Source organism: Halobacillus sp. HZG1 (assembly GCF_035818575.1).
In the GTDB taxonomy this organism is placed as follows: Bacteria; Bacillota; Bacilli; order Bacillales; family Halobacillaceae; genus Halobacillus; species Halobacillus litoralis.
The window spans coordinates 57032-80017 of sequence record NZ_JAYLVQ010000024.1 but is presented as its reverse complement, the minus strand read 5'-3'; the positions used below and the strand labels follow the sequence as shown (position 1 = coordinate 80017).

General features: G+C 43.8%; 26 protein-coding genes. All 26 read left to right on the top strand.

Features of this window, described 5'->3' with window-relative positions:
* Positions 1-154: 154 nt before the first annotated feature.
* The 26 genes from VKA52_RS03465 to galU all read left to right on the top strand — a co-directional run bounded on the left by VKA52_RS03465 (position 155) and on the right by galU (position 22899).
* Positions 155-1294 (top strand): sensor histidine kinase, encoded by a 1140-nt coding sequence (locus VKA52_RS03465; protein WP_326314204.1) that lies wholly within the window; start codon positions 155-157, stop codon positions 1292-1294.
* A 170-nt stretch (positions 1295-1464) separates the two neighbouring features.
* Positions 1465-2142, top strand: a complete 678-nt coding sequence (locus VKA52_RS03460) for a response regulator (protein WP_160911420.1) — start codon at positions 1465-1467, stop codon at positions 2140-2142.
* A 312-nt stretch (positions 2143-2454) separates the two neighbouring features.
* Entirely contained in the window at positions 2455-3300 is an 846-nt protein-coding gene (locus tag VKA52_RS03455) for a DegV family protein (protein WP_326314203.1), read from the top strand.
* A gap of 59 nt (positions 3301-3359) precedes the next feature.
* On the top strand, positions 3360-4775 hold the full coding sequence (locus tag VKA52_RS03450) for a DEAD/DEAH box helicase (protein WP_326314201.1): 1416 nt from the start codon (positions 3360-3362) through the stop codon (positions 4773-4775).
* Positions 4776-4876: 101 nt separating this feature from the next.
* Positions 4877-5437 (top strand): ComF family protein, encoded by a 561-nt coding sequence (locus VKA52_RS03445; RefSeq protein ID WP_326314200.1) that lies wholly within the window; start codon positions 4877-4879, stop codon positions 5435-5437.
* A 76-nt stretch (positions 5438-5513) separates the two neighbouring features.
* Positions 5514-5927 (top strand): TIGR03826 family flagellar region protein, encoded by a 414-nt coding sequence (locus VKA52_RS03440; RefSeq protein WP_326314199.1) that lies wholly within the window; start codon positions 5514-5516, stop codon positions 5925-5927.
* Positions 5928-5956: 29 nt separating this feature from the next.
* Positions 5957-6274, top strand: coding sequence for a flagellar biosynthesis anti-sigma factor FlgM (gene flgM / locus VKA52_RS03435; RefSeq protein WP_326314198.1), 318 nt, complete (start codon positions 5957-5959; stop codon positions 6272-6274).
* An 18-nt stretch (positions 6275-6292) separates the two neighbouring features.
* Positions 6293-6784, top strand: coding sequence for a flagellar protein FlgN (locus tag VKA52_RS03430; protein ID WP_326314197.1), 492 nt, complete (start codon positions 6293-6295; stop codon positions 6782-6784).
* Between the two features lie 18 nt (positions 6785-6802).
* Complete coding sequence (gene flgK, locus VKA52_RS03425; protein WP_326314196.1) at positions 6803-8344, top strand: flagellar hook-associated protein FlgK; 1542 nt, start codon at positions 6803-6805, stop codon at positions 8342-8344.
* A gap of 11 nt (positions 8345-8355) precedes the next feature.
* On the top strand, positions 8356-9237 hold the full coding sequence (flgL, locus tag VKA52_RS03420; protein ID WP_326314195.1) for a flagellar hook-associated protein FlgL: 882 nt from the start codon (positions 8356-8358) through the stop codon (positions 9235-9237).
* Positions 9238-9314: 77 nt separating this feature from the next.
* Positions 9315-9866 carry a DUF6470 family protein gene (locus tag VKA52_RS03415; RefSeq protein ID WP_326314194.1) on the top strand — a complete coding sequence of 184 codons (552 nt, stop codon included), beginning with the start codon at positions 9315-9317 and terminating at the stop codon, positions 9864-9866.
* A gap of 2 nt (positions 9867-9868) precedes the next feature.
* Positions 9869-10315, top strand: coding sequence for a flagellar assembly protein FliW (gene fliW / locus VKA52_RS03410; RefSeq protein ID WP_326314193.1), 447 nt, complete (start codon positions 9869-9871; stop codon positions 10313-10315).
* Positions 10302-10529 carry a carbon storage regulator CsrA gene (csrA, locus tag VKA52_RS03405; RefSeq protein WP_326314192.1) on the top strand — a complete coding sequence of 76 codons (228 nt, stop codon included), beginning with the start codon at positions 10302-10304 and terminating at the stop codon, positions 10527-10529. The genes fliW and csrA overlap by 14 nt, the downstream gene beginning before the upstream one ends.
* Before the next feature lie 125 nt (positions 10530-10654).
* A complete protein-coding gene (locus VKA52_RS03400) occupies positions 10655-11731 on the top strand; it encodes a flagellin N-terminal helical domain-containing protein (protein WP_326314191.1) in 1077 nt (358 codons plus the stop codon).
* A 304-nt stretch (positions 11732-12035) separates the two neighbouring features.
* The gene (locus tag VKA52_RS03395; RefSeq protein WP_075035335.1) at positions 12036-12170 is read left to right on the top strand and encodes a flagellin; all 135 of its coding nucleotides are present in this window, start codon (positions 12036-12038) and stop codon (positions 12168-12170) included.
* 177 nt (positions 12171-12347) lie between these two features.
* On the top strand, positions 12348-12704 hold the full coding sequence (gene flaG / locus VKA52_RS03390) for a flagellar protein FlaG (protein ID WP_326314189.1): 357 nt from the start codon (positions 12348-12350) through the stop codon (positions 12702-12704).
* 12 nt (positions 12705-12716) lie between these two features.
* Complete coding sequence (locus tag VKA52_RS03385) at positions 12717-14258, top strand: flagellar hook-associated protein 2 (protein ID WP_326314188.1); 1542 nt, start codon at positions 12717-12719, stop codon at positions 14256-14258.
* A gap of 23 nt (positions 14259-14281) precedes the next feature.
* Positions 14282-14671 carry a flagellar export chaperone FliS gene (fliS, locus tag VKA52_RS03380; protein WP_326314187.1) on the top strand — a complete coding sequence of 130 codons (390 nt, stop codon included), beginning with the start codon at positions 14282-14284 and terminating at the stop codon, positions 14669-14671.
* Positions 14671-15021, top strand: coding sequence for a flagellar protein FliT (locus VKA52_RS03375; protein ID WP_326314186.1), 351 nt, complete (start codon positions 14671-14673; stop codon positions 15019-15021). The genes fliS and VKA52_RS03375 overlap by 1 nt, the downstream gene beginning before the upstream one ends.
* Before the next feature lie 13 nt (positions 15022-15034).
* Entirely contained in the window at positions 15035-15418 is a 384-nt protein-coding gene (locus tag VKA52_RS03370; protein WP_326314185.1) for a hypothetical protein, read from the top strand.
* Positions 15419-15555: 137 nt separating this feature from the next.
* Complete coding sequence (locus VKA52_RS03365; protein ID WP_326314184.1) at positions 15556-16962, top strand: cell wall-binding repeat-containing protein; 1407 nt, start codon at positions 15556-15558, stop codon at positions 16960-16962.
* 208 nt (positions 16963-17170) lie between these two features.
* Positions 17171-17731 carry a ribosome hibernation-promoting factor, HPF/YfiA family gene (gene hpf / locus VKA52_RS03360; RefSeq protein WP_326314182.1) on the top strand — a complete coding sequence of 187 codons (561 nt, stop codon included), beginning with the start codon at positions 17171-17173 and terminating at the stop codon, positions 17729-17731.
* A gap of 194 nt (positions 17732-17925) precedes the next feature.
* Positions 17926-18108 (top strand): hypothetical protein, encoded by a 183-nt coding sequence (locus tag VKA52_RS03355; RefSeq protein WP_326314181.1) that lies wholly within the window; start codon positions 17926-17928, stop codon positions 18106-18108.
* 121 nt (positions 18109-18229) lie between these two features.
* Positions 18230-20743, top strand: a complete 2514-nt coding sequence (gene secA / locus VKA52_RS03350; protein ID WP_326314179.1) for a preprotein translocase subunit SecA — start codon at positions 18230-18232, stop codon at positions 20741-20743.
* 68 nt (positions 20744-20811) lie between these two features.
* A protein-coding gene (gene prfB, locus VKA52_RS03345; protein WP_160911454.1) for a peptide chain release factor 2 occupies positions 20812-21916 on the top strand; the annotation gives its coding sequence in 2 pieces (ribosomal slippage) (positions 20812-20883 and positions 20885-21916; 1104 coding nt in all).
* 101 nt (positions 21917-22017) lie between these two features.
* Entirely contained in the window at positions 22018-22899 is an 882-nt protein-coding gene (galU, locus tag VKA52_RS03340; RefSeq protein ID WP_326314178.1) for a UTP--glucose-1-phosphate uridylyltransferase GalU, read from the top strand.
* Positions 22900-22986 lie beyond the last annotated feature (87 nt).

Here is a 22986-nt window from a genome sequence, read left to right as displayed (position 1 = left end):
AAAAACCTCCTGAGGTTTAATTATATCGATGGGGAAAAAAATCGGCAAATGGTTCGACTATTGTTCATTATTATACATTTTTACTGAGAATCACCCCCATAAATGGACATAGGTCTTACGAATGAGTATGTGAATATTGATGGAGGGACTTATGATGAGTTTTAAAAAAACTGGGGACATCGCCCTTGACCATATCATCAATGAGATGGTTGAGACCGTCACGAATAGCAAAGATGAAATCTTTCAAATTGGTGAAGAGTCCCGAAGTGAATTTGAAAAACTGAACAAAGAACTGACAGAAACGAAGAAACAAGTATTGTCTCATATCGATGAAGGGGACAAGCTTGAACAAAAAGTCCGTTTTTCACGGACGCGCTTATCAGAAGTCAGCAAGCACTTCCAGAAGTATTCAGAGGAAGAAATTCGAAAAGTTTATGAACAAACCCACGAACTGCAAATGGATTTGTCCATGAAGCGTGAAAAGGAAAAACAACTCCGCGAACGGCGGGACGATATAGAGATCCGTCTCCGTAACTTAGAAGAAACTATTGGCCGTGCGGAAGCGCTCAGTGGGAAAATTTCGGTCGTGCTTAATTATTTGACCGAAGATTTCAAGCATGTCAGTGATGCTCTTGAAGATGCGAAGGAAAAGCAGGAGTTCGGCTTGCAGATCATTGAGGCACAGGAAGAAGAGCGGCGTCGTTTGTCCAGGGAAATTCATGATGGACCTGCGCAAATGCTCGCAAATGTCATGTTACGTTCAGACCTTGTCGGCCGGACTTATCGCGAGCGTGGGATTGAGGAAGCCATGGAAGAGGTTAAAAGCGTACGATCTTTAGTACGGTCTGCGCTATATGAGGTCCGGAGAATCATCTATGATCTTCGACCGATGGCATTGGATGACCTCGGGCTAATCCCTACATTGAAGAAGTATTTGGCCACCATTGAGGACTACAACAAAAATGTCCAATTTTCTTTTGTCTCTTTTGGAGAAGAGAAACGTCTGGAGACCAAGTATGAAGTAGCTCTCTTCCGCCTAGTTCAAGAAGCCGTGCAAAATGCATTGAAGCATGCAGAGCCGACTGAAATCAAAGTGAAAGTTGAAATGAAGTCAAACGTAGCTCTGATCATCGTGAAAGATGATGGGAAAGGTTTTGACACCACGAAGAAAAAAGAGAAATCTTTCGGCTTGGTCGGCATGAGGGAACGCGTCGACATGCTCGATGGCGAGCTCAACATCGATTCAAGTATTGGAGAAGGGACGATTGTCACGATTCATTTACCAATAAATTGATAATTTTTCGAAAAACTATGTAAATGGACGTGAATCGTTTATAATAGGGAATAGGATTAGGGTAGATTCAATCTTTTAAAAAATAGACAAAAACAAAGATAGAGAGAGATAAAGAATAGGTTAGGGGAACCAAAAACCATTCTATGTGTGAGAAACAGGAGGAAATGACCATGACGACCAGAATAGTCCTAATTGATGATCATAAATTATTCCGTGAAGGCGTAAAAAGAATTTTAGATTTTGAAACGAGCTTCGAAGTTGTAGCCGAAGGTGATGACGGGGATACAGCGGTGAACCTTATTGAAGAGCACATGCCTGATGTTGTCCTGATGGATATCAACATGCCGAGCATGAACGGGGTTGAAGCGACAGCTGAAATTACGAAACGCTATCCCGAAATGAAAGTGATCATTCTGTCGATTCACGATGATGAGAACTATGTGACACACGCACTGAAGACAGGGGCGCAAGGTTACCTTCTCAAAGAGATGGATTCTGATGCATTGATCGATGCCATCAAAGTTGTAGGTGCTGGAGGTTCTTACCTGCATCCGAAAGTCACACACAACCTAGTCGCTGAATATCGTCGTCTGGCAGATAGCAAAGGTGGCAGTGCTTATCGAACGATCGAATATCGTAAGCCATTGCACCTTCTCACACGCCGTGAATGTGAAGTGCTGCAACTGTTGGCGGACGGAAACAGCAACCGTGGCGTAGCGGAAGCTCTCTATATCAGCGAGAAAACCGTAAAAAACCACGTCAGTAACATTCTGCAGAAAATGAACGTCAACGACCGTACGCAGGCTGTCGTCACAGCCATCAAAAACGGATGGGTCGAAGTTATCTAAATAAAAGAATATACAAAATTGTTAGGGCTGTTTTTTTAAGGTGCAGAAATGTATACCTGAAAAAACAGTCCTTTTTGATGTGTGATTTGGCGTTTAATTGGGGGTTGATTAGAGGTTATTTGGAATTATTTGGTGTACCAGGTCATCCAGATTCTGGATGACCTGGTACACCAAATATAGACATACGGATGACTGTTTTCGTATTAGTTGGTGCATTGTGGGTGGGGTTCATGTAAAATAGATAGAGAGAATATCGGAAATTATTTTACATATATTCATAGAAAAGACTAAGCATACAAGGAGTTGGATCGGATGAAAACAGCCGTAATTACAGACAGCACAGCTTACCTTCCGAGAGATGTACGTAAAGCCAACCACATACATATGGTTCCGTTGAACGTGATTTTTGGTCATGAATCCTATCAGGAAGAAGTAGATATTAACGCAGATGACTTTTACGATATGGTGAAAGAAGGCGGAGAACTTCCGAAAACGTCTCAGCCTTCCATCGGCATCATGACTCAAAAGCTCGAGGAACTCTCGCAGGACTATGATGCGGTCATTTCTATCCATTTATCCAGTGGCATCAGTGGAACTTACCAAGCGATGGTTACGGCAGGTGAAATGGTTGAAGAGATCGATGTTCACGTGTTTGATTCAGAGATCAGCTGTCACATGCAGGGCTTTTATGCGCTTGAAGCTGCTGAATTGGCGGACAACGGGGCAACGCCTGATCAAATTATGAACCGTTTGGATGAAATGAAGAAATCAATGAGCGCTTACTTCATGGTCGATGATCTCAGTCACCTGCAGAGAGGCGGCCGCCTGAATGGAGCCCAGGCCTTTGTAGGCAGCCTTCTCCAAGTAAAGCCTGTTCTTCATTTTGTGGATACTAAAATCGTGCCGTTTGAAAAAATCCGTACAAGGAAAAAAGCGATTAAGAAGATTGTTTCCCTTTTTGAAGAAAAGGTAGAAGAAGGCGGAACGTACAAAGCCTGCCTGATTCATGCCAATCGACCGGAAGAAGCGGCGGATTTGAAAAAAGAATTGGAAGAAAAACATGATAACGTCGAGGTCGTCCTCAGTTACTTCGGTCCCGTCATCGGCACGCACCTTGGTGAAGGCGCGATGGGCCTTGGATGGTACCGTCAATCCTAATAGAAAGAGCCTGTTTGTGAGACTCAAACAGGCTCTATTTTCTATAGGATGGTGGTTAAATGTTCAAAACGGTTAAGAAATACCTTCAAAAAGACTTCTCCTGGATTCCTCCTGAAAATCCCACCCACAGCTTCTCTTCTCTCTCCGGAAAACTCCTTCTTCGTCACGAAATCCCTTATGAAGATGAAAAAGTAGATTACTTAGTAGCGCAATCGATCCTTACAAAAGTAACAAGCATTGAGACTTATCCTTGGGGTTATCGCTGCAGGCGTTGCGGAAACACAAAGTCCTACCTTTTTGCGAAAATGCCCCACGCGACATGTGGGCAAACCTGTGTGTACTGCCGCTCCTGTATTCAAATGGGAAGAGTGATAGAATGTGAATCTTTATACTATGGAAGTTCGGGTTTTGAATGGTCCGTCCATGAACACCCCTGCCAATGGGATGGGGAATTGACGCGACTTCAACAAAAAGCGGCAGATGAACTGGTGGCACTTGTCCGAACAGGATACGGAGAAAAACTAGTATGGGCGGTTTGTGGAGCCGGAAAGACAGAAATTCTCTTTCCTGCCCTGACGGAAGCGCTGAAAAATGGGAAGCGCATTTGCCTTGCTACACCTAGAACCGATGTTGTCCGAGAGCTGCTCCCTCGCTTAAAAAAGTCATTTCCTGATGTGAACATCCACGCTCTATACGGCGATAGTCCAGATAAAGCTGGTGATGCCCCTTTTATTATCGCTACTACACATCAGTTGCTCCGCTTTGCTCATGCGTTTGATGTCATGATCATCGATGAAGTCGATGCTTTCCCTTTTCATAATGACCCATCTCTCCATTATGCCAGTGAACGAGCGTCCAAACCGCACGCTTCTATCATCTATTTGACGGCTACACCAAGAAAGAAGCAGAAGCGAAGGATTCATTCCAAAGACCTTCCTGCCGTATTCATCCCTCAACGTTTCCACGGCCATCCTCTACCCGTGCCTCAACTCAAACTTACTCCTACTCTTCACCGTTATTTACAAAAAGGAGAGCTTCCACCCAAGTTTCTCCAGCAAATCGTTCATCAGCAACAGACACCGAGACAACTGCTTCTCTTTCTTCCTTCGATCAAAATGGCTGAACAAATCGCTGAACACTTAAAGGAACGGAACTATGAGGTGCGATCGGTTCATGCGGAGGACAGTCAGCGGGCAGAGAAGATCCAGGCGTTCCGGAAAAAAGAATACCGTGTACTCATCACAACGACGATTTTGGAGCGGGGAGTGACGTTTCCGTCTGTTGATGTTTATGTCATTGACGCAGGGCACGTGGTTTTCGATGAAGCCGCGCTCGTTCAGATTTCAGGAAGAGCAGGAAGAAGTCCGGACGATCCTAGGGGAAATGTGATTTTTTATCATATTGGGAAAACGGATGAAATGCTCGATGCTGTGGAGTCGATTCGTTATATGAATAAACTGGGGCGGAAGCTATGAGGTGTCTCATCTGTCATGCTGAAACCATTCCTGCTGTTACGTGGGGTACGTTCTGGAAGCCCCCTGTTCAGAAAAAGATATGCCGGGATTGTGAGGAACAAATGGATAAAATAACGGCTCCTTCATGCCCTCGATGTCATCGTCCAAGGCATGAGGGAGTGTGTCACGACTGTGAAAAATGGGAGAAAACAAACCCTGGTTTATTAGAACGAAATGTTGCAGCTTTTCCATACAATGATTTCAATAAAGACCTTGTGGCACGCTGGAAATACAGGGGAGACTATGCGGTTTTGGGTGCTTTTAAGGAAGATCTGCAAAATGCGTGGTTAGCTTCTGGATTTAAAGGGAGACAGGTATTGAATGTGCCCCTGAGTCGCAAGCGTCTCGATGAGCGTGGTTTCAATCAATCAGAAGCGATTATCCAGTCGTTGGAGCAAGAGCCTTTATCTATATTTGAACGGTCCCACAGTGAGAAGCAGTCCAAAAGAGGCCGGAGGGACCGCATGCAAGCCGTAAACCCCTTCCGGCTTCTGCATCCAATTACAGACCCTGCAGTTATTGTTGATGATATTTACACTACAGGGAGAACGGTCCGGCATATGGCTTCGTTATTGAAAAAACATGGATGTCCATCCGTATCATCTTTTACTATTTTTCGCTGAATGGGCTATAGGACTTTTGAATCTCTCCATCTGTGCCGATATAATAGATAAATAGAGAACATGGAGGACGATGAAGATGGGGGAATTAGCGAATTGCTCACGTTGTAATGGGCTTTTTTTGAAAGGATCGAGCACCGTTTGTCCTGAGTGTAGGAAGCAGGAAGAAAAGGACTTTCAAACCGTCTATGCTTTTCTGAGAAGAAAACAAAACCGGACAGCAACGGTTGATGAAATTGAGGCAGGGACAGGGGTTTCTGAACGGCAGATCCGTAAGTTTGTCAAAGAGAAGCGGCTTCACCCCGCCCATTTTCCAAATGTAAACTATCCTTGTGAAAAGTGCGGAGCGTCCATTCGAGAAGACCGTTTATGTGCTGCCTGTAAAGAATCGATCCAAAAAGGACTCGATGTACAAGAACGTAATGAATCTTTGGAAGCTAGAAAAGAAGAGAAGGAACGGGAAAAAGCAAACAGGACTTATTATTCATGGTGAAATGAACCATAAGCATGATTTATATCTTCATGACTGTTGTCGATATAAATAGTAATAGACAGTCGGATAGAAATGAGGTGACAGAATTGAAAATTAATAGCCCGAATCATACGAATTTAAATCCATATCAAAAGCAGATGAACAAGCAGGCAGAAATCGGACAGAAGAAGCAAGCGACCGACAAAATCGAAATTTCTGAAACTGCCAAACAGATGCAGGAATCCGGGAAGAACGATTCTGTACGTGAAAAACTGGTTGAACAAGTGAAAGCAGATGTACAGCAGGGAAATTACCAGGTGGACGCCAAGGCGACCGCTAAAAAGATGCTTGATTTTTGGTCGAAGTAATAATAGAGGAGAATCATCATGACGATCGATCCGGTCATCAATCATATGAAACAGCTTCAGCAGTTGCATGAAAGCCTTTTGTCTTTGTCGCAAAAGAAAACAGAGGCACTGAAAACGAACGATGTCACTAGTATTCAAGAGCTGCTGACTCAGGAGAAGAAGCATGTTCAGGCGATTGAAAAAATCGAAAAACAAAGAGAACGGTCAGTAGCTCAGTGGGCTTCGGAAGAGGGGCTTGCTACACATGGACAGACCGTATCCGAACTTATTGAAATTCTTAATGGAGAGGAAAGAGAGAGACTTCAGAACGTTTATAAAGCTCTCATCCTCGTTTTAACTGATTTGAAGCAACAGGAAAAGTTGAACACAGAATTGACACAGCAATCCCTGCAGTTCATCAACATGTCGCTCGACCTTCTCCAACCCTCCCTTCAGTCTGTGAATTATGGAGGAAAAGAAATAAAAGATGAGAGCACAGCTAAACGTTCCATCTTTGATTCAAAAGCATAAAGCAGAGGAGTAACCATCATGGGATCAACGTTTCACGGATTGGAAGTAGCAAAGCGCGGGCTTTTCACTCAACAATCCGCTTTATATACGACAGGACATAATATTGCTAATGCGAATACAGAAGGATATACGAGGCAGCGTGTCAATTTTGAACAGACAGGGCCCTTTCCACCGGCTTCGCGAAACCGCCCGGAGATTCCTGGTCAGGTCGGAAGTGGTGTAGAAGCAGGATCAATCGAACGTGTTAGAGTCGGCTTCCTTGATCAGCAGTATCGTGGTGAAAGCAGCAAGTCCGGCTATTATGATACTCGCTCTGGCGCATTAGGGAGATTGGAAAATGTAATGAATGAACCTTCTGAAGATGGTCTCGCGAAGACGATGGATCGTTTTTGGCAATCTCTCCAGGACTTGTCTGTTAATCCGGAAGACTCTGGTGCGCGCTCTGTCGTGCGTCAACGTGGGCAAGCTGTAGCGGAAACATTCAATTACCTTTCAAATACCATCCAGTCGATGCAGAAAGATGTTAAAACAGAGATAGGTGTTACGGAAAAAGAAATCAATTCATTGGCGAACCAAATCAATAACATTAATCAGCAAATCGCTGAAGTGGAACCCCATGGCATGGTTCCGAACGATTTGTATGATGAACGTGATCGATTGATTGATCAATTATCCCAACATGTGAATATCGAAGTGAAATACGAAAATACACCTTCTTCCGCTGAACCACTGGCTATGGGGAAGGCGAGTATCTCAATTGTTGGTAACAATGGGCAGCCTCTAAGTCCACCCGCCAAACTTGTAGATGGAGCTGCGAATGAAGTGAACCCTCTAAAAGTCAATTATGACGAAGATGAAGTTCATGCTGGTAGTATCCAGGTCGGTAGTAGTGCTTCCTATACTATAGAAGACTTCTCATCCCAAGGTAAATTGAAAGGCTTGCTTGACTCCGGAGGCTACATGCAAGGTAACGAGGAAAAAGGGAGCTATTCGCAGATGCTTTCGAACTTGGATAGAATGGCGACAGGTTTTGCACGCGAGTTTAACACTGTCCATACTCAAGGGAAATCTTTAAATAGTATTGAAAACGGGGATGAGGTTCCTAACTTTTTCAATATTGATATGGAAGCAGAAGGAGTCATTGAAGGTGTAGCGGGTACTATTGGTTTGACTGATGCAATTAAAGCGGATGGAGACAATATTGCCGCAGCTGTAACAGATAAAGCCGGTGACGGAGAAAATGCTTCGAATTTAGCGGATGTCCAAAGTGAACCGAATGCAGTATTTGGTGAAGAAACTTCTATGGACAGCTTTTATGAATCGATGATTGGTACGATGGCTGTTGAGACACAGGAAGCAGAACGGATGTCAAGAAACGCAGGTACACTTAAAAGCTCTGTAGATGAACAAAGGCAGTCCGTCAGTTCTGTGTCATTGGATGAAGAAATGTCGAACATGATCAAGTTCCAACATGCGTATAATGCAGCGGCGAGAAACATTACTGTCGTCGATGAGATGCTTGATCGTGTCATCAACCAAATGGGACGAGTAGGAAGGTAGGTGAATGACTGATGCGTGTAACTCAAAGTATGCTTTCGAATAATATGCTGCGAAACTTGAGCGATAGTTATAGGAATATGGGGAATTATCAGGAGCAATTATCGACAGGGAAGAAAATTTCCCGTCCTTCCCAGGATCCTGTGGTAGCTATGAAAGGAATCAACTATCGCCAGCAAGTAACCGAAGTGGAGCAATTCCAGCGTAATATCGGTGAAGTCCATAATTGGATGGACAATAGTGATGCAGCTCTTGATAAAGCTACACAGGCAATGCAGCGAGTTCGTGAACTGACCGTTCAGGCGAGCAATGATACATACGATGAAGGCCAACGTGAGAATATTGCTAAGGAAATTCGTCAGCTGAAGGAACATATCGGATCAATCGCTAATACGAAAGTGAATGATAAATATATTTTCAATGGATTGAATACAACGGAAGCTCCTTTTGATATGGAAGATTTAAAAGGTTCTGAACCACCTGGGAACGATCCGGTCAATATCGAGGTTTCATCTGGCGTTAAGCTTCAGACGAATATTACCCCTGGGAATGTGTTCAATCAAAAACTTTTTGAAGACCTCGAGAATTTCGCATCTGCACTTGAAGGTGATACAACACAGGGAGAACTCGGGGATTTCATTGAATCATTCGACGGTCATATCGGAAATATCGTTAATGAACGCGCCGATTTGGGGGCCCGCATGAACCGTGTCGAGCTGATTGAGGATCGTTTGGAATCACAAAAAGTAAGTGCTACAAGAATGATGTCCGACAACGAAGATGCAGATATTGAAAAAGTAATCACGGATTTAAAAACACAGGAAAGTGTCCATAGAGCGGCGATGGGCGTCGGGGCCCGAATCATCCAGCCCACGTTGATGGATTTTCTAAGATAAGGCTGTCTCGATTTGAGACAGTCTTGTTTTTTGAATAAGCCTTTCATTGCAAGGTACCTTCATGAGGAGGGACAAGGATGAATATTCCTAAGCTTCAGATGCAGTCCACTCCAGGACGGATTGGGTTGAGGGTTAATAAGCCAGAGCAAACGATCAAGCAGCATCAAGTAGAACAGTCGATTCAACAACCAAAAGCGGATATGAAAATTGAACAAAATCCTGGGAAGCTGACGATCGATCAGACAAATGCTTGGCACAACCTAGACATGAAAAGTGTAATGGTGCGAACCGAAGAGCTTGTCGGCATTGCGAAGGATTTGTGGATGGAGGGTCTTGCTCGTGTCTCTCGTGAAGGAGATGACCTTATGCGCATTGAAAATGGTGGAAATCCCATTGCTGAGCAGGCGAAGAGGAATACAGGGTATGATTTTACCTTTCAACCTGGGGGACGTCCGACATATGAGCTCGTTAAGATTAACTATCAGTCAGAAGAAACAAAAATTAATATCCAACAGCGGGAACCGATCATTGAAAATAAGAAACGCGAGCCTGAACATCACTACCGTCCTGGTAAGGTTGATGTGAGCATGGAGCAGATACCAGACTTGAAGATTGATTGGAAGGTGTAAACATGAAAATCGAAACGAGATACTTTGGTGAGATTGAGATTGATAAGAAAGATTGTATTGAATTCCCTGCTGGACTTCCAGGGTTTGAAAGTTATCATTCTTTCGTTCTTTTACCTGTTGATGAGTTAGGTACATACTTTGCGTTACAGTCTGTGGAAGAAGCAGGTTTGTCGCTCATCGTCACAAACCCTTACCATTTTTATAAAGATTATGAGTTTGACATCGAGGAAGAAAAGTTGGGAATTATGCGTACAGAAGATGTGGCAGTTTATAATGTGGTGACATTGCGTGACCCATTTGATGAGTCGACGTTGAATTTACAGGCTCCCATAGTTATGAACACTGCTGTAGGGAAAGCCAAGCAGTTGATTCTAAATCAACCAGAATACAACACGAAGCATCTTTTGATTCCTTCCGGGAAAGGCGGTGAATCTCATGCTCGTCCTTAATCGCAAAGAAGGAGAAACTGTTAGAGTAGGAGATGATATCACTATCACTGTTGTCGGTCTCGAAGGTGGCCAGGTGAAATTGGGCATAGAAGCACCGAAAAGTGTGGGTATTCATCGTCAGGAAGTGTATGTGGCGATTGAAAAAGAGAATGAGGAAGCAGCTAATGTGTCTGGAGATTTGTTGAATCTATTAAAAAATGCAAAAAAAGATTAAAAAGAATGGGAAGTCGGTCGATATAAGTAATGTAAAACATTACATAAGTCGGCCGGCTTTTTGTTTTGTAACTAATGGATCACACAAGGATGTGGGGTCACATATTTCAAGGAGGAATTTTTAAAATGAGAATTAATCATAATATTGCGGCACTAAATACTTACCGTCAGTTATCAAGTGCGAATAACGATGCTTCAAAATCTATGGAAAAATTATCTTCAGGACTTCGTATTAACCGTGCTGGTGATGATGCAGCTGGTCTAGCTATTTCAGAAAAAATGCGAGGTCAAATTCGCGGATTAGATCAAGCTGGTCGTAATGCGCAAGATGGAATCTCTATGATACAAACAGCAGAAGGGGCATTAAACGAAACGCATTCCATCTTACAACGTATGCGTGAATTAGCAGTTCAATCTTCAAATGATACAAACACTGCTAGTGATAGAGGTGAAATTCAAAAAGAGATTAATCAATTAGCTGATGAAGTTGATAGAGTTGCTAACACTACTGAGTTTAATACCCAGAAGTTGTTAGATGGAAGTAAGGTTGGTTTGAAAGATAAAATAGATGGTAGTATTACGGTTCAAAATAATAGTAGCTTGGCATCAGTGACTGCAACTGCCGATAACTCGACAGACAATTTAACTTTAACAGGAACAATTACTATCACAAGGACAAATGAATCAGCAGCTGCAGTTGCTGGAGATTATTCTATTGGAGATCCTAATGGGTCAGGAGTAGCTTTAACCTCTTCTGGAGCTGGTGTTATTGATGGGCTTGACAACTCATTTGGTGACACTATTTCATTAACTGACTTAGCTGGAATGAAGTCAGGGGAAAGTATTACACTTTCTATAGGTAAGATGGAAGCAGCTTCTACAGATGTATCAAAAGCAATTACAGCTCAAATTGGAGCTAATAGCGGTCAAAACATGCTTATGGGCATAAATAGTATGAAGGCGGATGCTTTAGGTATTAGAACTGCTTCCGGAGATGCTATCGATATCTCTAGTTCAGGTAAAGCATCAGCTGCAATTACAACAATTAATAACGCATTAGAAAGTGTATCAGCTGAACGATCAAAGCTTGGTGCCTACCAAAACCGTTTAGAACATACTATAAACAATTTAGGTACATCATCTGAAAACCTAACTGCTGCGGAATCTCGTATCCGTGACGTAGATTATGGTTTAGCTGCATAAGCTAAGCACAGTCGTCCTAGCTGGTAACGGCTAGCGATTATAATCGGGTGAATTGCTGGAAACCCCTGAGAACTTTTCTTACCACAACGTAGTTGGAAACGACAAGCGTGATGGTAGAAAAAAGAAGAGATTGGGCAATCAGCAGCCAAGCTCCTGTCTTGAAAAAGTGGAGAAGGTTCAACGACTAGGATAGACCACCGTTTTAGGTGATGAAATCCGTAGGTGAAGCAATGTTCATCAGCATTGTGAATCCGAAGTGCCCGACCCCTTTACATAAGAGGGTGAAGATATAGTCTGGTCATTTATGAAAGTAAATGTTCGCACGATGGCGAAGGAAATGATGAATCAAACGAAACAAAGTATTCTTTCTCAAGCATCTCAAGCAATGCTTGCAAAAGCAAATCAACAGCCACAAGGAGTTCTTCAACTTCTACGTTAATAATAAAGACAAAAAGGCCCCAGTATTGGGGCCTTTTTTTCATAGAATTATTTTTTTGGTTCATCGTTAAACACTTTTATTAAACAATGAATGTTAAAAACCCCTTTATTCTCCTCAATAAAAATATCTTCCATCCGATATAAAAAGAAACTACATAAAACAAGGGAGTTGTTGAAGATGAATATAAGAAATATTTCATCCCACTCACAACTCCTGCAGAGAAATCAAGAACAACTTGGTGTCCGTTCATCAGTTCAGGAGAAAACAAATAAGATTGAAGTATCACAACATGAGCTTCCAAACTCAGATCAAAAAGAAAAGCTAATAAAAGCAACAGATAGCATGAATGAAATATTGAAAAAACTGGAGACGTCGCTTCGTTTCCAATTTCATGAAAAGCTTGAAGAATATTATGTAACCATCGTAGACAACCAAACGGAGCAGGTTATAAAAGAAATACCCCCGAGAAAGATGCTTGACATGTATGCTTCGATTATAGAATCTATTGGTATTATGGTGGATGATAAAATATAAGTAGGTGAAAAGATGAGTGATATGCGAATCGGAGGCTTAGCTTCCGGTATGGATATAGATAAGCTTGTCAACGATTTGATGCGTGCGGAGCGGCAGCCGCTGAATAAGATGGAGCAGGACCGTGAATGGCTGACCTGGCAGAGAGATGCGTATCGTGATGTGAATAAGCAGTTAAGTGAACTGGATACGCTCGCATTTGATATGAAGTTGGAGCGAACGTTCAATTCGAAAAGTGTGACTTCCTCTGATTCCGCTGTTTCAGCGACAGCTACTGCTGCCTCGGGCAGTGGTGACTATACGCTAAGCGTGGAACAGGTCGCGACTTCGGCCTATAACTACAGCAAAAACCCAATTACATCAGATGGGAAAACCCTGGATCCTAATGCCAATCTAAGTACGCAGACTGGGAACTTTAAACATGGATTAACGCTTGGAGAAACGTTCTCCATAACTACATACAACGAAGATGGTTCAAAGAATACCCAGTCTTTTGATGTAACGGGAGATAAATCGTTGAACGAAATCCTTTCAGAAATCAGCGATTCTGATTTAGGTGTACGAGCTTTTTACGATAAAAGCGCAGATCAAGTGATGATTGAACGAACAGTGACGGGTAACTTTAACCAAAATGAGAATGAGTTCCTGGGAGCCGAAATTGGTTTTGATGGAAATGCGGAGTTTTTAGCGACCACTTTAGATATTAAGAACGGTGACAATTCGTCTGGGTCCTGGAAGTTGAATGAAAAAGGTGGAGAAGATGCTAAATTCACGTATAATAATGGATTGAAAATCACCTCTCATTCCAATCAATATACGTTGAATGGGGTTAACTTCCAGTTCAATGATGTCACAGACGGAAATATCAAAGTGAATGTTTCCAACAACGTGAATGATGCTGTCGATAAAATTGTTGAATTCGTTGATAAATACAACAAGGTCATCGAAGATCTAAATGAAAAAACAGACGAGAAGAGATACCGTGATTTTCCTCCTTTAACTGAAAAGCAGAAAGAGGACATGGAAGAGCGGGAGATTGAACTTTGGGAAGAAAAAGCTAAAAGCGGCATGCTGAAGAATGACTCGGTCATCGAAGGCGGATTGAATCAGATGCGTACGAACTGGTACACGCCGATTGAGAATGACGGAGCCTTCAAGATGATGTCGGAGATTGGAATTACAACTTCCTCCAACTATCGAGATGGAGGCAAACTTTTCATTGACGAAGATGAATTGAGGACAGCCTTGAGTCAGGATCCGGAGTCTGTTCACAAGTTATTTTCAGGAACGGATGCGAACCCTGGGGTAGCCCGTAGATTAGAACAGACCATTGATAACACGGTCCAGTCGATTGAAAAGAAAGCGGGAAAATCTACCACCGTAGATAACAGCTTTTTGCTTGGGCGTCGAATTGAGGATTTGAATAAAGAGATGGATGACTTTGAAGACCGGTTGATTCAAATTGAAGATCGGTATTGGCGTGAGTTCGGTGCGATGGAAAAAGCGATTCAGAGAATGAACCAGCAATCTGCATATATTATGCAGAACTTCGGTTAATGGTAAAGGGAGTGTGCGGCTAGATGTCTATTCAAGCCTATCAAAATAATTCAGTAGAAACGGCTTCGCCTGGAGAATTGACGCTGATGCTTTATAATGGATGTATCAAGTTCATTAAAGTGGCGCGAAAGTCTATGGAAAATAAAGAAATCGAGAAAAAGAACACCAACATTCAAAAAGCACAGAAGATCATTCAAGAATTGATGGTGACCATGGATCAGCAGTATGCGATCACTAAAGAAGTCATGCCGCTGTACGATTACATAAACCGCCGTTTGATAGAAGCGAACACGGTAAATGATGTCGAGATATTGGATGAGGTTCAGGGGCTTGTTGAAGAATTCAGGGATACTTGGAAGCAGGTTATTCTCGAAGCACGCAAATCACAGTATGGACAAGGTGGCAATGCTTGATGGGTGGTTGGACTGACTTTTTGTCAATCACGAAGGAACTGGATGAGCTCGTACACCGTCCTATACACGAAAAGAACCGCGCCGCCATGGTTGAAAAGGTCGATGTTCTTCTGGATAAGAGGGAAGCAATGCTTAGAGATCTTGCACAGCCTTCCCCTGAAGAAAAAGAGCTGGTTCAAGAAGTCATTCAACGTGATTTGAAGGTGAATCAGAAGCTTGAGTTTCTTTTTGCTGGATTGAAGCGGGACATGCGTAATGCAAAAAAACAAAAATCCAGCAAACAGCGCTACGTCAATCCCTATCAAAGTGTTTCCGGCTATGACGGTATGTATTTAGACCATAAAAAGTAGAATAGGTGATTTTTTGTCAGAACTAACAGCAGAACAACATGAAATGCTGGAGCGGTATGATGAGCTGTTAAGTACCATTAGTGAAGGGCTCAAATATTTAGAAGACCATATGAAAACAGAAGAGACTCCAATGTCACAGCAAGTGTTTCAGGATGTGCTCCTTAGCTTGGAACAAATCAGCCGTTCACATGATCAAATGGAGGTCTTTTTTAAAGGGAACGAAGAGCTTCAGGCTTTAGTTATTGATTTTCACGGAATCGTCAATCATCTGCAAGGGTGGTTCGAGCATGACACGGCACAAGAAAAACATCATTTGTTGGTGGAGCATGTGGTCCCGGCATTTGAAAGTTGGCGGACGCGTATGGAAGCATTCGTGAAACCCTATACGGCTCATTAAAAGAAGTATCCATGACGGATGCTTCTTTTTTATGGTAGATTTTGAGATAAATCTCCTATATAATCCCACAGTGGATGGGTAAATGAATCGATGATAGGTTTACCCTCCGTCTTTACATAGGAAAGGAGTACGAATAGATGTGGAAAGTGACAGGGATGGCCGCAACCTTATTGTTATCGGCTGGTGTACTTATGAATCCTCTAGGGGAAGTGTCTGCAGAGGTGGATGATGATTCGAAGCGTTCTATACATACCGATCGTGTAACTTTAGAGGCGAGTAACATGGAAGATCTTGAGGAGGAAGAGCCCAATGACTCTATCGATGCAGCAAATTCATTGGCACAGAATAGGTGGGCGCGGGGATATTTGACTGATGAAGATGAAGACTATTTCACATTCGAAATAGAAGGGGATCATCGAATAGAATTCCAGTTAATGTTATATTCTATGGTGGATGGTACTTATAACACAGAGATGGATTTAGACGCGGAATTGTATGATGCCAATGGAAAGGTAGTCACTGGCTACACAGAATATAACAGTGAATATGGATATAATGGTGGATTCTTTTTAGATCCAGGAATCTATTATGTGAAAGTTATGGACGAAGCCAATGTGGATAATGGGATTCCCTATACGTTAGCTTCCGATGTGCCTGATAAATATCCGAGAATCAATCGTTATTGGGGTGTAGACCGCTATTGGACGGCTGCGAATATTGCGAGACAGGATAGCAGTCGGGTCCCTTCTGAAAATGTCGTTCTGGCAACCGGACAGGACTTCCCTGATGCTCTTGCAGGTGCTCCACTTGCGGAACACTTGGATGCTCCAATTTTGTTAACGCGAAAAGAACGATTGCCGGATATAACAGAACAGGTTTTATCGACATTGGATGCTGAACATGTCACCATCCTTGGAGGCACAGGAGCGATTTCCGGAGACGTAGAAGATTATATCAAGGATGAACTGAACCTTGATGTTGAACGGATTTCTGGAAAGAATCGTTACGAAACGTCGGTAGCCATTGCTGAACATCTCCCTCCATCCGATGAAGCAGTCGTTGCTTATGGTGGGAATTTTCCAGATGCTCTATCTATTGCTCCTGCAGCGGCCGGAAAAGCGATGCCGATTCTTTTAACGAAGAAAGAAAGCATACCAGCTGCGACAGAGAACGTTCTTGACAATTACAACCAGACGTATGTCGTTGGCGGGACAGGTGTCGTTAGTGATCAGGTGTACCGTCAGCTTCCAGATGCGGATCGTCTATCAGGGAAAGATCGCTATGCCACTTCCTTAGCCGTTGCGAAGTACTTTGATATGGAGACACAGTCCGTAAGTCTTGCCACAGGCTCGAACTTCGCAGATGCGTTAGCCGGGTCTGTACATGCAGTGAAAGAGCCATTGCTGCTGACACCAAAAAGTAAGCTGGATGAAGAAGTGAAGCAGTATTTTATCGATCATCAAACAACCTACTTCCAAATCTTTGGCGGGGAAGCTGCCGTTGGTGAGGGTGTAGAAGAAGATATTTGGTCCATATATGAATAAAGTTGAAGGAGCCTATTCTACATAGGCTCCTTTTTTATCTAGTAAAATGACAAAATAATAACCAGATAAAGGCTGTATTCTTATACAAAGGTCCATCTTCCAACAATTACCGACACAAATTAGACAAAATATTTCGAAAGTTTATGCAGGAAAGGGTGTGGGTATGATAGAATATATATCACATAAGGATGAAAGGAGGACACTTCTAATGCTACAATACAACATTCGTGGTGAAAACTTGGAAGTGACGGATTCTATTAAAGAATATGTGGAGAAAAAGGTGAGCAAGCTCGAACGCTACTTTGATACTCCGCCGTCTTCCGAGGTACACGTTAATTTAAGTGTCTATAATGATGAGCAGACAATCGAGGTCACAATTCCGATGAAGAATCTACTTCTTCGTGCTGAGGAACACAACACAGATCTATACGCTGCCATCGACCTTGTGGTAGATAAATTGGAACGACAAATTCGCAAGCATAAAACGAAAGTGAATCGTAAGTTCCGACAAGAGGGTGCTCCGAAACACGTCTTTGCCGAGCTTGAACGCGAGGCGCAGCAATACCAAACACAAACGATTGATGCTGAATTTGATGTTGAAATCGTGAAAACAAAGCGTTTTGACTTGAAACCGATGGATAGTGAAGAAGCGGCATTGCAGATGGATATGCTTGGTCACAACTTCTTCGTCTTTACAAACGCAAATACAGATGAAACGAACATTGTTTATAAACGTCGTGACGGCCGTTATGGTTTGATCGAAACTTGATAGCTTCATAGAGTAAACGTCTCTGCTTCGGCAGGGGCGTTTTTTTGTTTTTACAAGCATATGGGATGAAAAAAATGATATTTCTCTATAGAGAAATATCATTTTTTAGCATTATTTGGAACGTAAAATGGAGTTTTGTGCGTTCGCTCATTCTCAGGAAAAGTAGTATAAAGGATACAACAGGAGGTGAAGGCATGAATGGTAAGGAGTTTGAGTACATTTATAAGCGCTTGAACCAGCAGGAAGAAACGATCGCTCAGCTTGTGGAAATCATCGGAGCGACCAATCGCCGAATTACGGATCTGGACCGCAGGCAGCTCGGCGTTGAACATCAGATCATCCGCGAACGCCCCCTCTCTTTTACGACCTCTACATAAATCTTTCATCGGTGTCTCTCATCCTATGTAGTTGATTGTCAGGCCGCTTCTCTTAGTGTTATGATAATAGAGGATTAAACTATTCAACCGAAGTTCGGAAATCAACAGAGGAGCGGTTGCGATGCTTGGTACTTTAAAGAAGATCTTTGGCGATGGGAATACACGTCAATTGAAGCGATTGGAGAAAATCGCCGATGACATCGAAGCGATGGAATCGCAAATCGAAAAAATGTCTGATGATGAATTAAAAAATAAGACAGAAGAATTTAAAGAACGCTATCAAAATGGCGAAGATCTAGATAATATGCTGGTCGAAGCTTTCGCGGTTGTACGTGAAGCTTCTAAACGTGTGCTTGAAATGCGCCCGTTCCGCGTACAGCTCTTGGGTGCGATTGCCCTTCACGAAGGGAACATTGCCGAGATGAAAACCGGTGAAGGTAAAACACTGGCATCTACGATGCCGGCATACTTGAACGCAATTACTGGAAAAGGCGTGCACATCATCACGGTCAACGATTATTTGGCGAGCCGTGATGCGACAGAGATGGGCGAACTTTTCCAATTCTTAGGTTTGACCGTCGGATTGAACTCGAATGGCATGTCGAAGGATGAAAAGCGTGAAGCCTACCTGGCGGATATTACGTATGGTACGAACAACGAGTTCGGATTTGACTACCTACGAGACAACATGGTGCTTTACAAGGAGCAGATGGTTCAACGTCCGCTTCACTTTGCCATCATTGATGAGGTTGACTCGATCCTGATTGACGAAGCGCGTACACCATTGATCATCAGTGGTTCGGCTTCCAAATCCGCAGACCTTTATCAAGGAGCAAACTCTTTTGTCCGTTTGCTTGCGAATGAAGAAGATTATACCTATGACGAAAAAACAAAGAACGTTCAGCTGACTGAAGAAGGAATTAACAAAGCCGAGCGCTTTTTCAAAATTGAAAACTTGTTCGACCTTTCTAACGTATCCTTGATTCACCACATTAACCAGGCGCTCAAGGCGCATACGTCGATGCAGAAGGATACCGATTATGTTGTCGATGAGGGCGAAGTGGTCATCGTTGACCAGTTCACCGGTCGTTTGATGAAAGGCCGCCGTTACAGCGACGGACTGCACCAGGCCATTGAAGCGAAAGAAGGACTCGAGATTCAGAACGAGAGCCAGACGCTTGCTTCAATCACGTTCCAGAACCTTTTCCGTATGTATGAAAAACTTTCCGGTATGACCGGTACAGCGAAGACGGAGGAAGAGGAATTCCTGAACATCTACAACATGCGTGTTATCGTGATCCCGACGAACCGTGATATCATTCGTGATGATAAAGCAGATCTTGTTTACAAGACGATGGACGGGAAGTTCAAAGCGGTGGTCGAGGATATTAAGGAACGCCATGAAAATGGACAGCCGGTGCTTGTCGGTACGGTAGCGGTTGAAACGTCCGAAATCATATCTCGTTACTTGACGAAAGCAGGAGTTCCGCATAACGTTTTGAACGCGAAAAACCACTTCCGTGAAGCGGAGATCATCGAAAACGCTGGTCAGAAAGGCGCCGTAACAATCGCGACGAACATGGCCGGTCGTGGTACCGACATCAAGCTCGGAGATGGTGTCAGAGAAGCTGGAGGACTGGCGGTTATCGGTACAGAACGTCACGAATCCCGCCGAATCGATAACCAGCTTCGTGGTCGTTCCGGTCGTCAAGGCGACCCGGGAATGTCCCAGTTCTACCTGGCGACAGATGACGAACTGATGCGCCGTTTCGCTTCTGACAACATTCGCAGCATGATGGATCGCCTTGGAATGGACGATTCTCAGCCGATTGAAAGTAAGATGATCTCCCGTGCAGTCGAATCCGCACAGAAACGTGTGGAAGGAAACAACTTCGATGCGCGTAAGACGATTCTTTCTTATGATGATGTCCTTCGTCAGCAGCGGGAAGTCATCTACAAGCAGCGTTATGATGTGCTCACTTCCGAAAACTTACGTGATATCATTGAACAAATGATTCAGCGTACCGTTTCTCAAACGGTGGCGACTCACACGAGTGAGGAAGAAGAGGAAAACTGGGAGCTTGAAAGCCTCGTAGAATACCTGCGTGCGAACTTGCTGCATGAAGGTGATGTAACGGTAGATGACCTGAAAGGAAAAGATCCTCAGGAGATGGAGGAGCTTATCCTTGAAAAAGTGAAACAGCGTTATGACGAGAAAGAAGAAGAACTGACGCCAGAACAGATGCGTGAGTTTGAAAAAGTCATCCTGCTGCGTACGGTCGACCAGAAGTGGATGGATCACATCGATCAGATGGACCAGCTGCGTCAGGGAATCCACCTGCGCGCCTATGGTCAAAACGATCCGCTTCGTGAATATAATTTCGAAGGTTTCCGTATGTTTGAACAGATGGTTGCCAATATTGATGAAGAAGTTTCCCGCTATGTCATGAAGGCTCAGATCCGCAACAACCTGCAGCGTCAGGAGGTCGCTCAAGGGGCTCAGGCCGTCTCCGGCGGCAGTGAAAGTAAAGAGCCCAAGAAAAAATCCCCGGTCGTGAAGAAGGATCATATCCGTCGTAACGACCCATGTCCTTGTGGAAGTGGGAAGAAATATAAAAATTGTCACGGAAAATAAGAGGTTGAGGCACTCTCTTTCTAGAGGGTGTCTTCCCTTGTTTTAAGAATCATATAGGAGTGATGGATATGGATATGGCAGAAATCCGCCATGCATTGGATAATACAGCTAAGCGATTAGCGGACTTCAGGGGGTCTCTTTGACGTCGATCAAAGAAAAACCCGCATTGCAGAACTAGAAGAACAAATGACAGAGCCAGGCTTCTGGGACGACCAGAACACGGCGCAGAAAGTCATTGATGAAGTGAACGGACTGAAGGGTCTTGTCCACACACTTGAAGACCATGAAGAAACGCATGAGAATTTGGAAGTTTCTTATGAGCTCGTCAAAGAAGAAGATGATGAAGAATTGCGCGAGGACCTCGAACAGGAAGTCCAGCAGCTGAAGAAAGACCTTGACCAATTCGAACTGAACATTCTTTTGAGTGAGCCCTACGACAAGAACAACGCGATTCTTGAGCTTCACCCGGGTGCGGGTGGTACGGAGTCCCAGGACTGGGCAAGCATGCTTCTTCGTATGTACACACGCTGGGCAGAGAAGAAAGGTTTTTCTGTTTCCACGATGGACTATCTCCCAGGGGATGAAGCTGGCGTGAAGAGTGTGACCCTTCTGATCAAAGGGCACAATGCGTACGGCTATTTGAAAGCGGAAAAAGGCGTCCACCGTCTTGTCCGAATTTCTCCTTTCGATTCCTCCGGCCGTCGTCACACGTCCTTCGTGTCGTGTGAAGTGATGCCTGAGTTCAACGATGAGATTGAAATTGATGTCCGCACAGAAGATTTGAAGATTGATACCTACCGTTCCAGTGGTGCCGGTGGACAGCACGTCAACACGACAGACTCTGCCGTTCGTATCACGCACCTCCCGACAAATACAGTCGTGACGTGTCAGTCGGAACGTTCGCAAATCAAAAACCGTGACCAAGCGATGAAGATGTTGAAGGCGAAACTTTACCAGCTTGAGATCGAACGCCAACAGCAGCAGCTTGATGATATCCGCGGCGAACAAAAAGAAATCGGTTGGGGAAGCCAAATCCGTTCCTACGTGTTCCACCCTTATTCCATGGTCAAAGACCATCGTACGAATGAAGAGGTCGGAAACACGCAAGGGGTCATGGATGGTGACCTTGATAAATTCATCAACTCTTACCTCCGTTCTAAAATGGATGCTTAATATGGAAGACGCTCACTATTAGTGAGCGTCTTTTTTTCTGTTCACCTATGACTATTTTTGCTACTATGAAGTTATCTTACATACGAAGGAGCGAATAAAGAATGAAGGTGAAAAAAGCGATTATTCCTGCAGCTGGACTCGGCACACGTTTTTTACCCGCAACAAAGGCGATGCCGAAAGAGATGCTTCCGGTCGTCGATAAGCCGACGATTCAATATATCGTAGAAGAAGCGATCCAGTCAGGGATTGAGGATATTATCATCGTAACAGGAAAAGGGAAGCGTGCGATTGAGGATCACTTTGATCATGCGTTTGAACTTGAGGATAATCTTTATAAAAAAGGAAAGCTTGATCTCCTTGAGGAAGTTCAGCAATCGGCTGAAGTTGACATTCACTATATTCGCCAGAAAGAACCGAAAGGGCTGGGACATGCCGTCTGGTGTGCCCGCAAGTTTATCGGAGACGAACCGTTTGCCGTCCTGCTTGGAGACGACATCGTCCGTTCGGATGAACCTTGCCTGAAGCAGTTGATCGACCAGTATGAAGAAACGCAATCATCAGTCATCGGTGTCAAACAAGTGCCGGAAGATGAAACCGATCGCTACGGAATCATTGCACCTGGAAAACAAGAGGGCCGACGCTATCAAGTGAAGCACTTTGTTGAAAAGCCGGCTGTCGGTGAAGCGCCGTCCAACTTGGCAATCATCGGCCGTTATGTGTTCGCGCCTGAAATCATGGATCTGCTTGCCACACAGGAAGAGGGGAGAGGTGGAGAGATCCAGTTGACCGATGCCATCGAGCGATTGAACCTTGACCAGCCTGTGTACGGGTATGAGTTTGAAGGTGAGCGTTATGATGTCGGCGATCAGCTCGGCTTTATTAAAACGACCCTTGCCATTGCGATGGAAAGGGAGAACATGCGCGACGATGTTCTTGCCTTACTAGCAGAGATTATGGAAAAACAGGAATCGATGAATTCATAAAAGCAGGCGGCGGGTCTTGAGGCCCGTCGCTTTTTGTATAGAAGGGGAGAGGAAGCAAAAACTAACAGGAATACGACATCTTGCTCC

Excerpts from the sequence above, each read along its gene's own strand:
- VKA52_RS03450 (WP_326314201.1), top strand. The coding sequence starts at position 3,360 with ATGTTCAAAACGGTTAAGAAATACCTTCAAAAAGACTTCTCCTGGATT.
- VKA52_RS03365 (WP_326314184.1), top strand. The coding sequence starts at position 15,556 with ATGTGGAAAGTGACAGGGATGGCCGCAACCTTATTGTTATCGGCTGGT.
- VKA52_RS03355 (WP_326314181.1), top strand. The coding sequence starts at position 17,926 with ATGAATGGTAAGGAGTTTGAGTACATTTATAAGCGCTTGAACCAGCAG.
- flaG (WP_326314189.1), top strand. The coding sequence starts at position 12,348 with ATGAATATAAGAAATATTTCATCCCACTCACAACTCCTGCAGAGAAAT.
- VKA52_RS03440 (WP_326314199.1), top strand. The coding sequence starts at position 5,514 with ATGGGGGAATTAGCGAATTGCTCACGTTGTAATGGGCTTTTTTTGAAA.
- VKA52_RS03375 (WP_326314186.1), top strand. The coding sequence starts at position 14,671 with ATGGGTGGTTGGACTGACTTTTTGTCAATCACGAAGGAACTGGATGAG.
- fliS (WP_326314187.1), top strand. The coding sequence starts at position 14,282 with ATGTCTATTCAAGCCTATCAAAATAATTCAGTAGAAACGGCTTCGCCT.
- VKA52_RS03445 (WP_326314200.1), top strand. The coding sequence starts at position 4,877 with ATGGATAAAATAACGGCTCCTTCATGCCCTCGATGTCATCGTCCAAGG.
- flgL (WP_326314195.1), top strand. The coding sequence starts at position 8,356 with ATGCGTGTAACTCAAAGTATGCTTTCGAATAATATGCTGCGAAACTTG.
- VKA52_RS03455 (WP_326314203.1), top strand. The coding sequence starts at position 2,455 with ATGAAAACAGCCGTAATTACAGACAGCACAGCTTACCTTCCGAGAGAT.
- hpf (WP_326314182.1), top strand. The coding sequence starts at position 17,171 with ATGCTACAATACAACATTCGTGGTGAAAACTTGGAAGTGACGGATTCT.
- VKA52_RS03415 (WP_326314194.1), top strand. The coding sequence starts at position 9,315 with ATGAATATTCCTAAGCTTCAGATGCAGTCCACTCCAGGACGGATTGGG.
- flgM (WP_326314198.1), top strand. The coding sequence starts at position 5,957 with ATGACTGTTGTCGATATAAATAGTAATAGACAGTCGGATAGAAATGAG.
- VKA52_RS03430 (WP_326314197.1), top strand. The coding sequence starts at position 6,293 with ATGACGATCGATCCGGTCATCAATCATATGAAACAGCTTCAGCAGTTG.
- VKA52_RS03460 (WP_160911420.1), top strand. The coding sequence starts at position 1,465 with ATGACGACCAGAATAGTCCTAATTGATGATCATAAATTATTCCGTGAA.
- VKA52_RS03385 (WP_326314188.1), top strand. The coding sequence starts at position 12,717 with ATGAGTGATATGCGAATCGGAGGCTTAGCTTCCGGTATGGATATAGAT.
- csrA (WP_326314192.1), top strand. The coding sequence starts at position 10,302 with ATGCTCGTCCTTAATCGCAAAGAAGGAGAAACTGTTAGAGTAGGAGAT.
- VKA52_RS03465 (WP_326314204.1), top strand. The coding sequence starts at position 155 with ATGAGTTTTAAAAAAACTGGGGACATCGCCCTTGACCATATCATCAAT.
- galU (WP_326314178.1), top strand. The coding sequence starts at position 22,018 with ATGAAGGTGAAAAAAGCGATTATTCCTGCAGCTGGACTCGGCACACGT.
- VKA52_RS03395 (WP_075035335.1), top strand. The coding sequence starts at position 12,036 with ATGAAAGTAAATGTTCGCACGATGGCGAAGGAAATGATGAATCAAACG.
- fliW (WP_326314193.1), top strand. The coding sequence starts at position 9,869 with ATGAAAATCGAAACGAGATACTTTGGTGAGATTGAGATTGATAAGAAA.
- flgK (WP_326314196.1), top strand. The coding sequence starts at position 6,803 with ATGGGATCAACGTTTCACGGATTGGAAGTAGCAAAGCGCGGGCTTTTC.
- secA (WP_326314179.1), top strand. The coding sequence starts at position 18,230 with ATGCTTGGTACTTTAAAGAAGATCTTTGGCGATGGGAATACACGTCAA.
- VKA52_RS03400 (WP_326314191.1), top strand. The coding sequence starts at position 10,655 with ATGAGAATTAATCATAATATTGCGGCACTAAATACTTACCGTCAGTTA.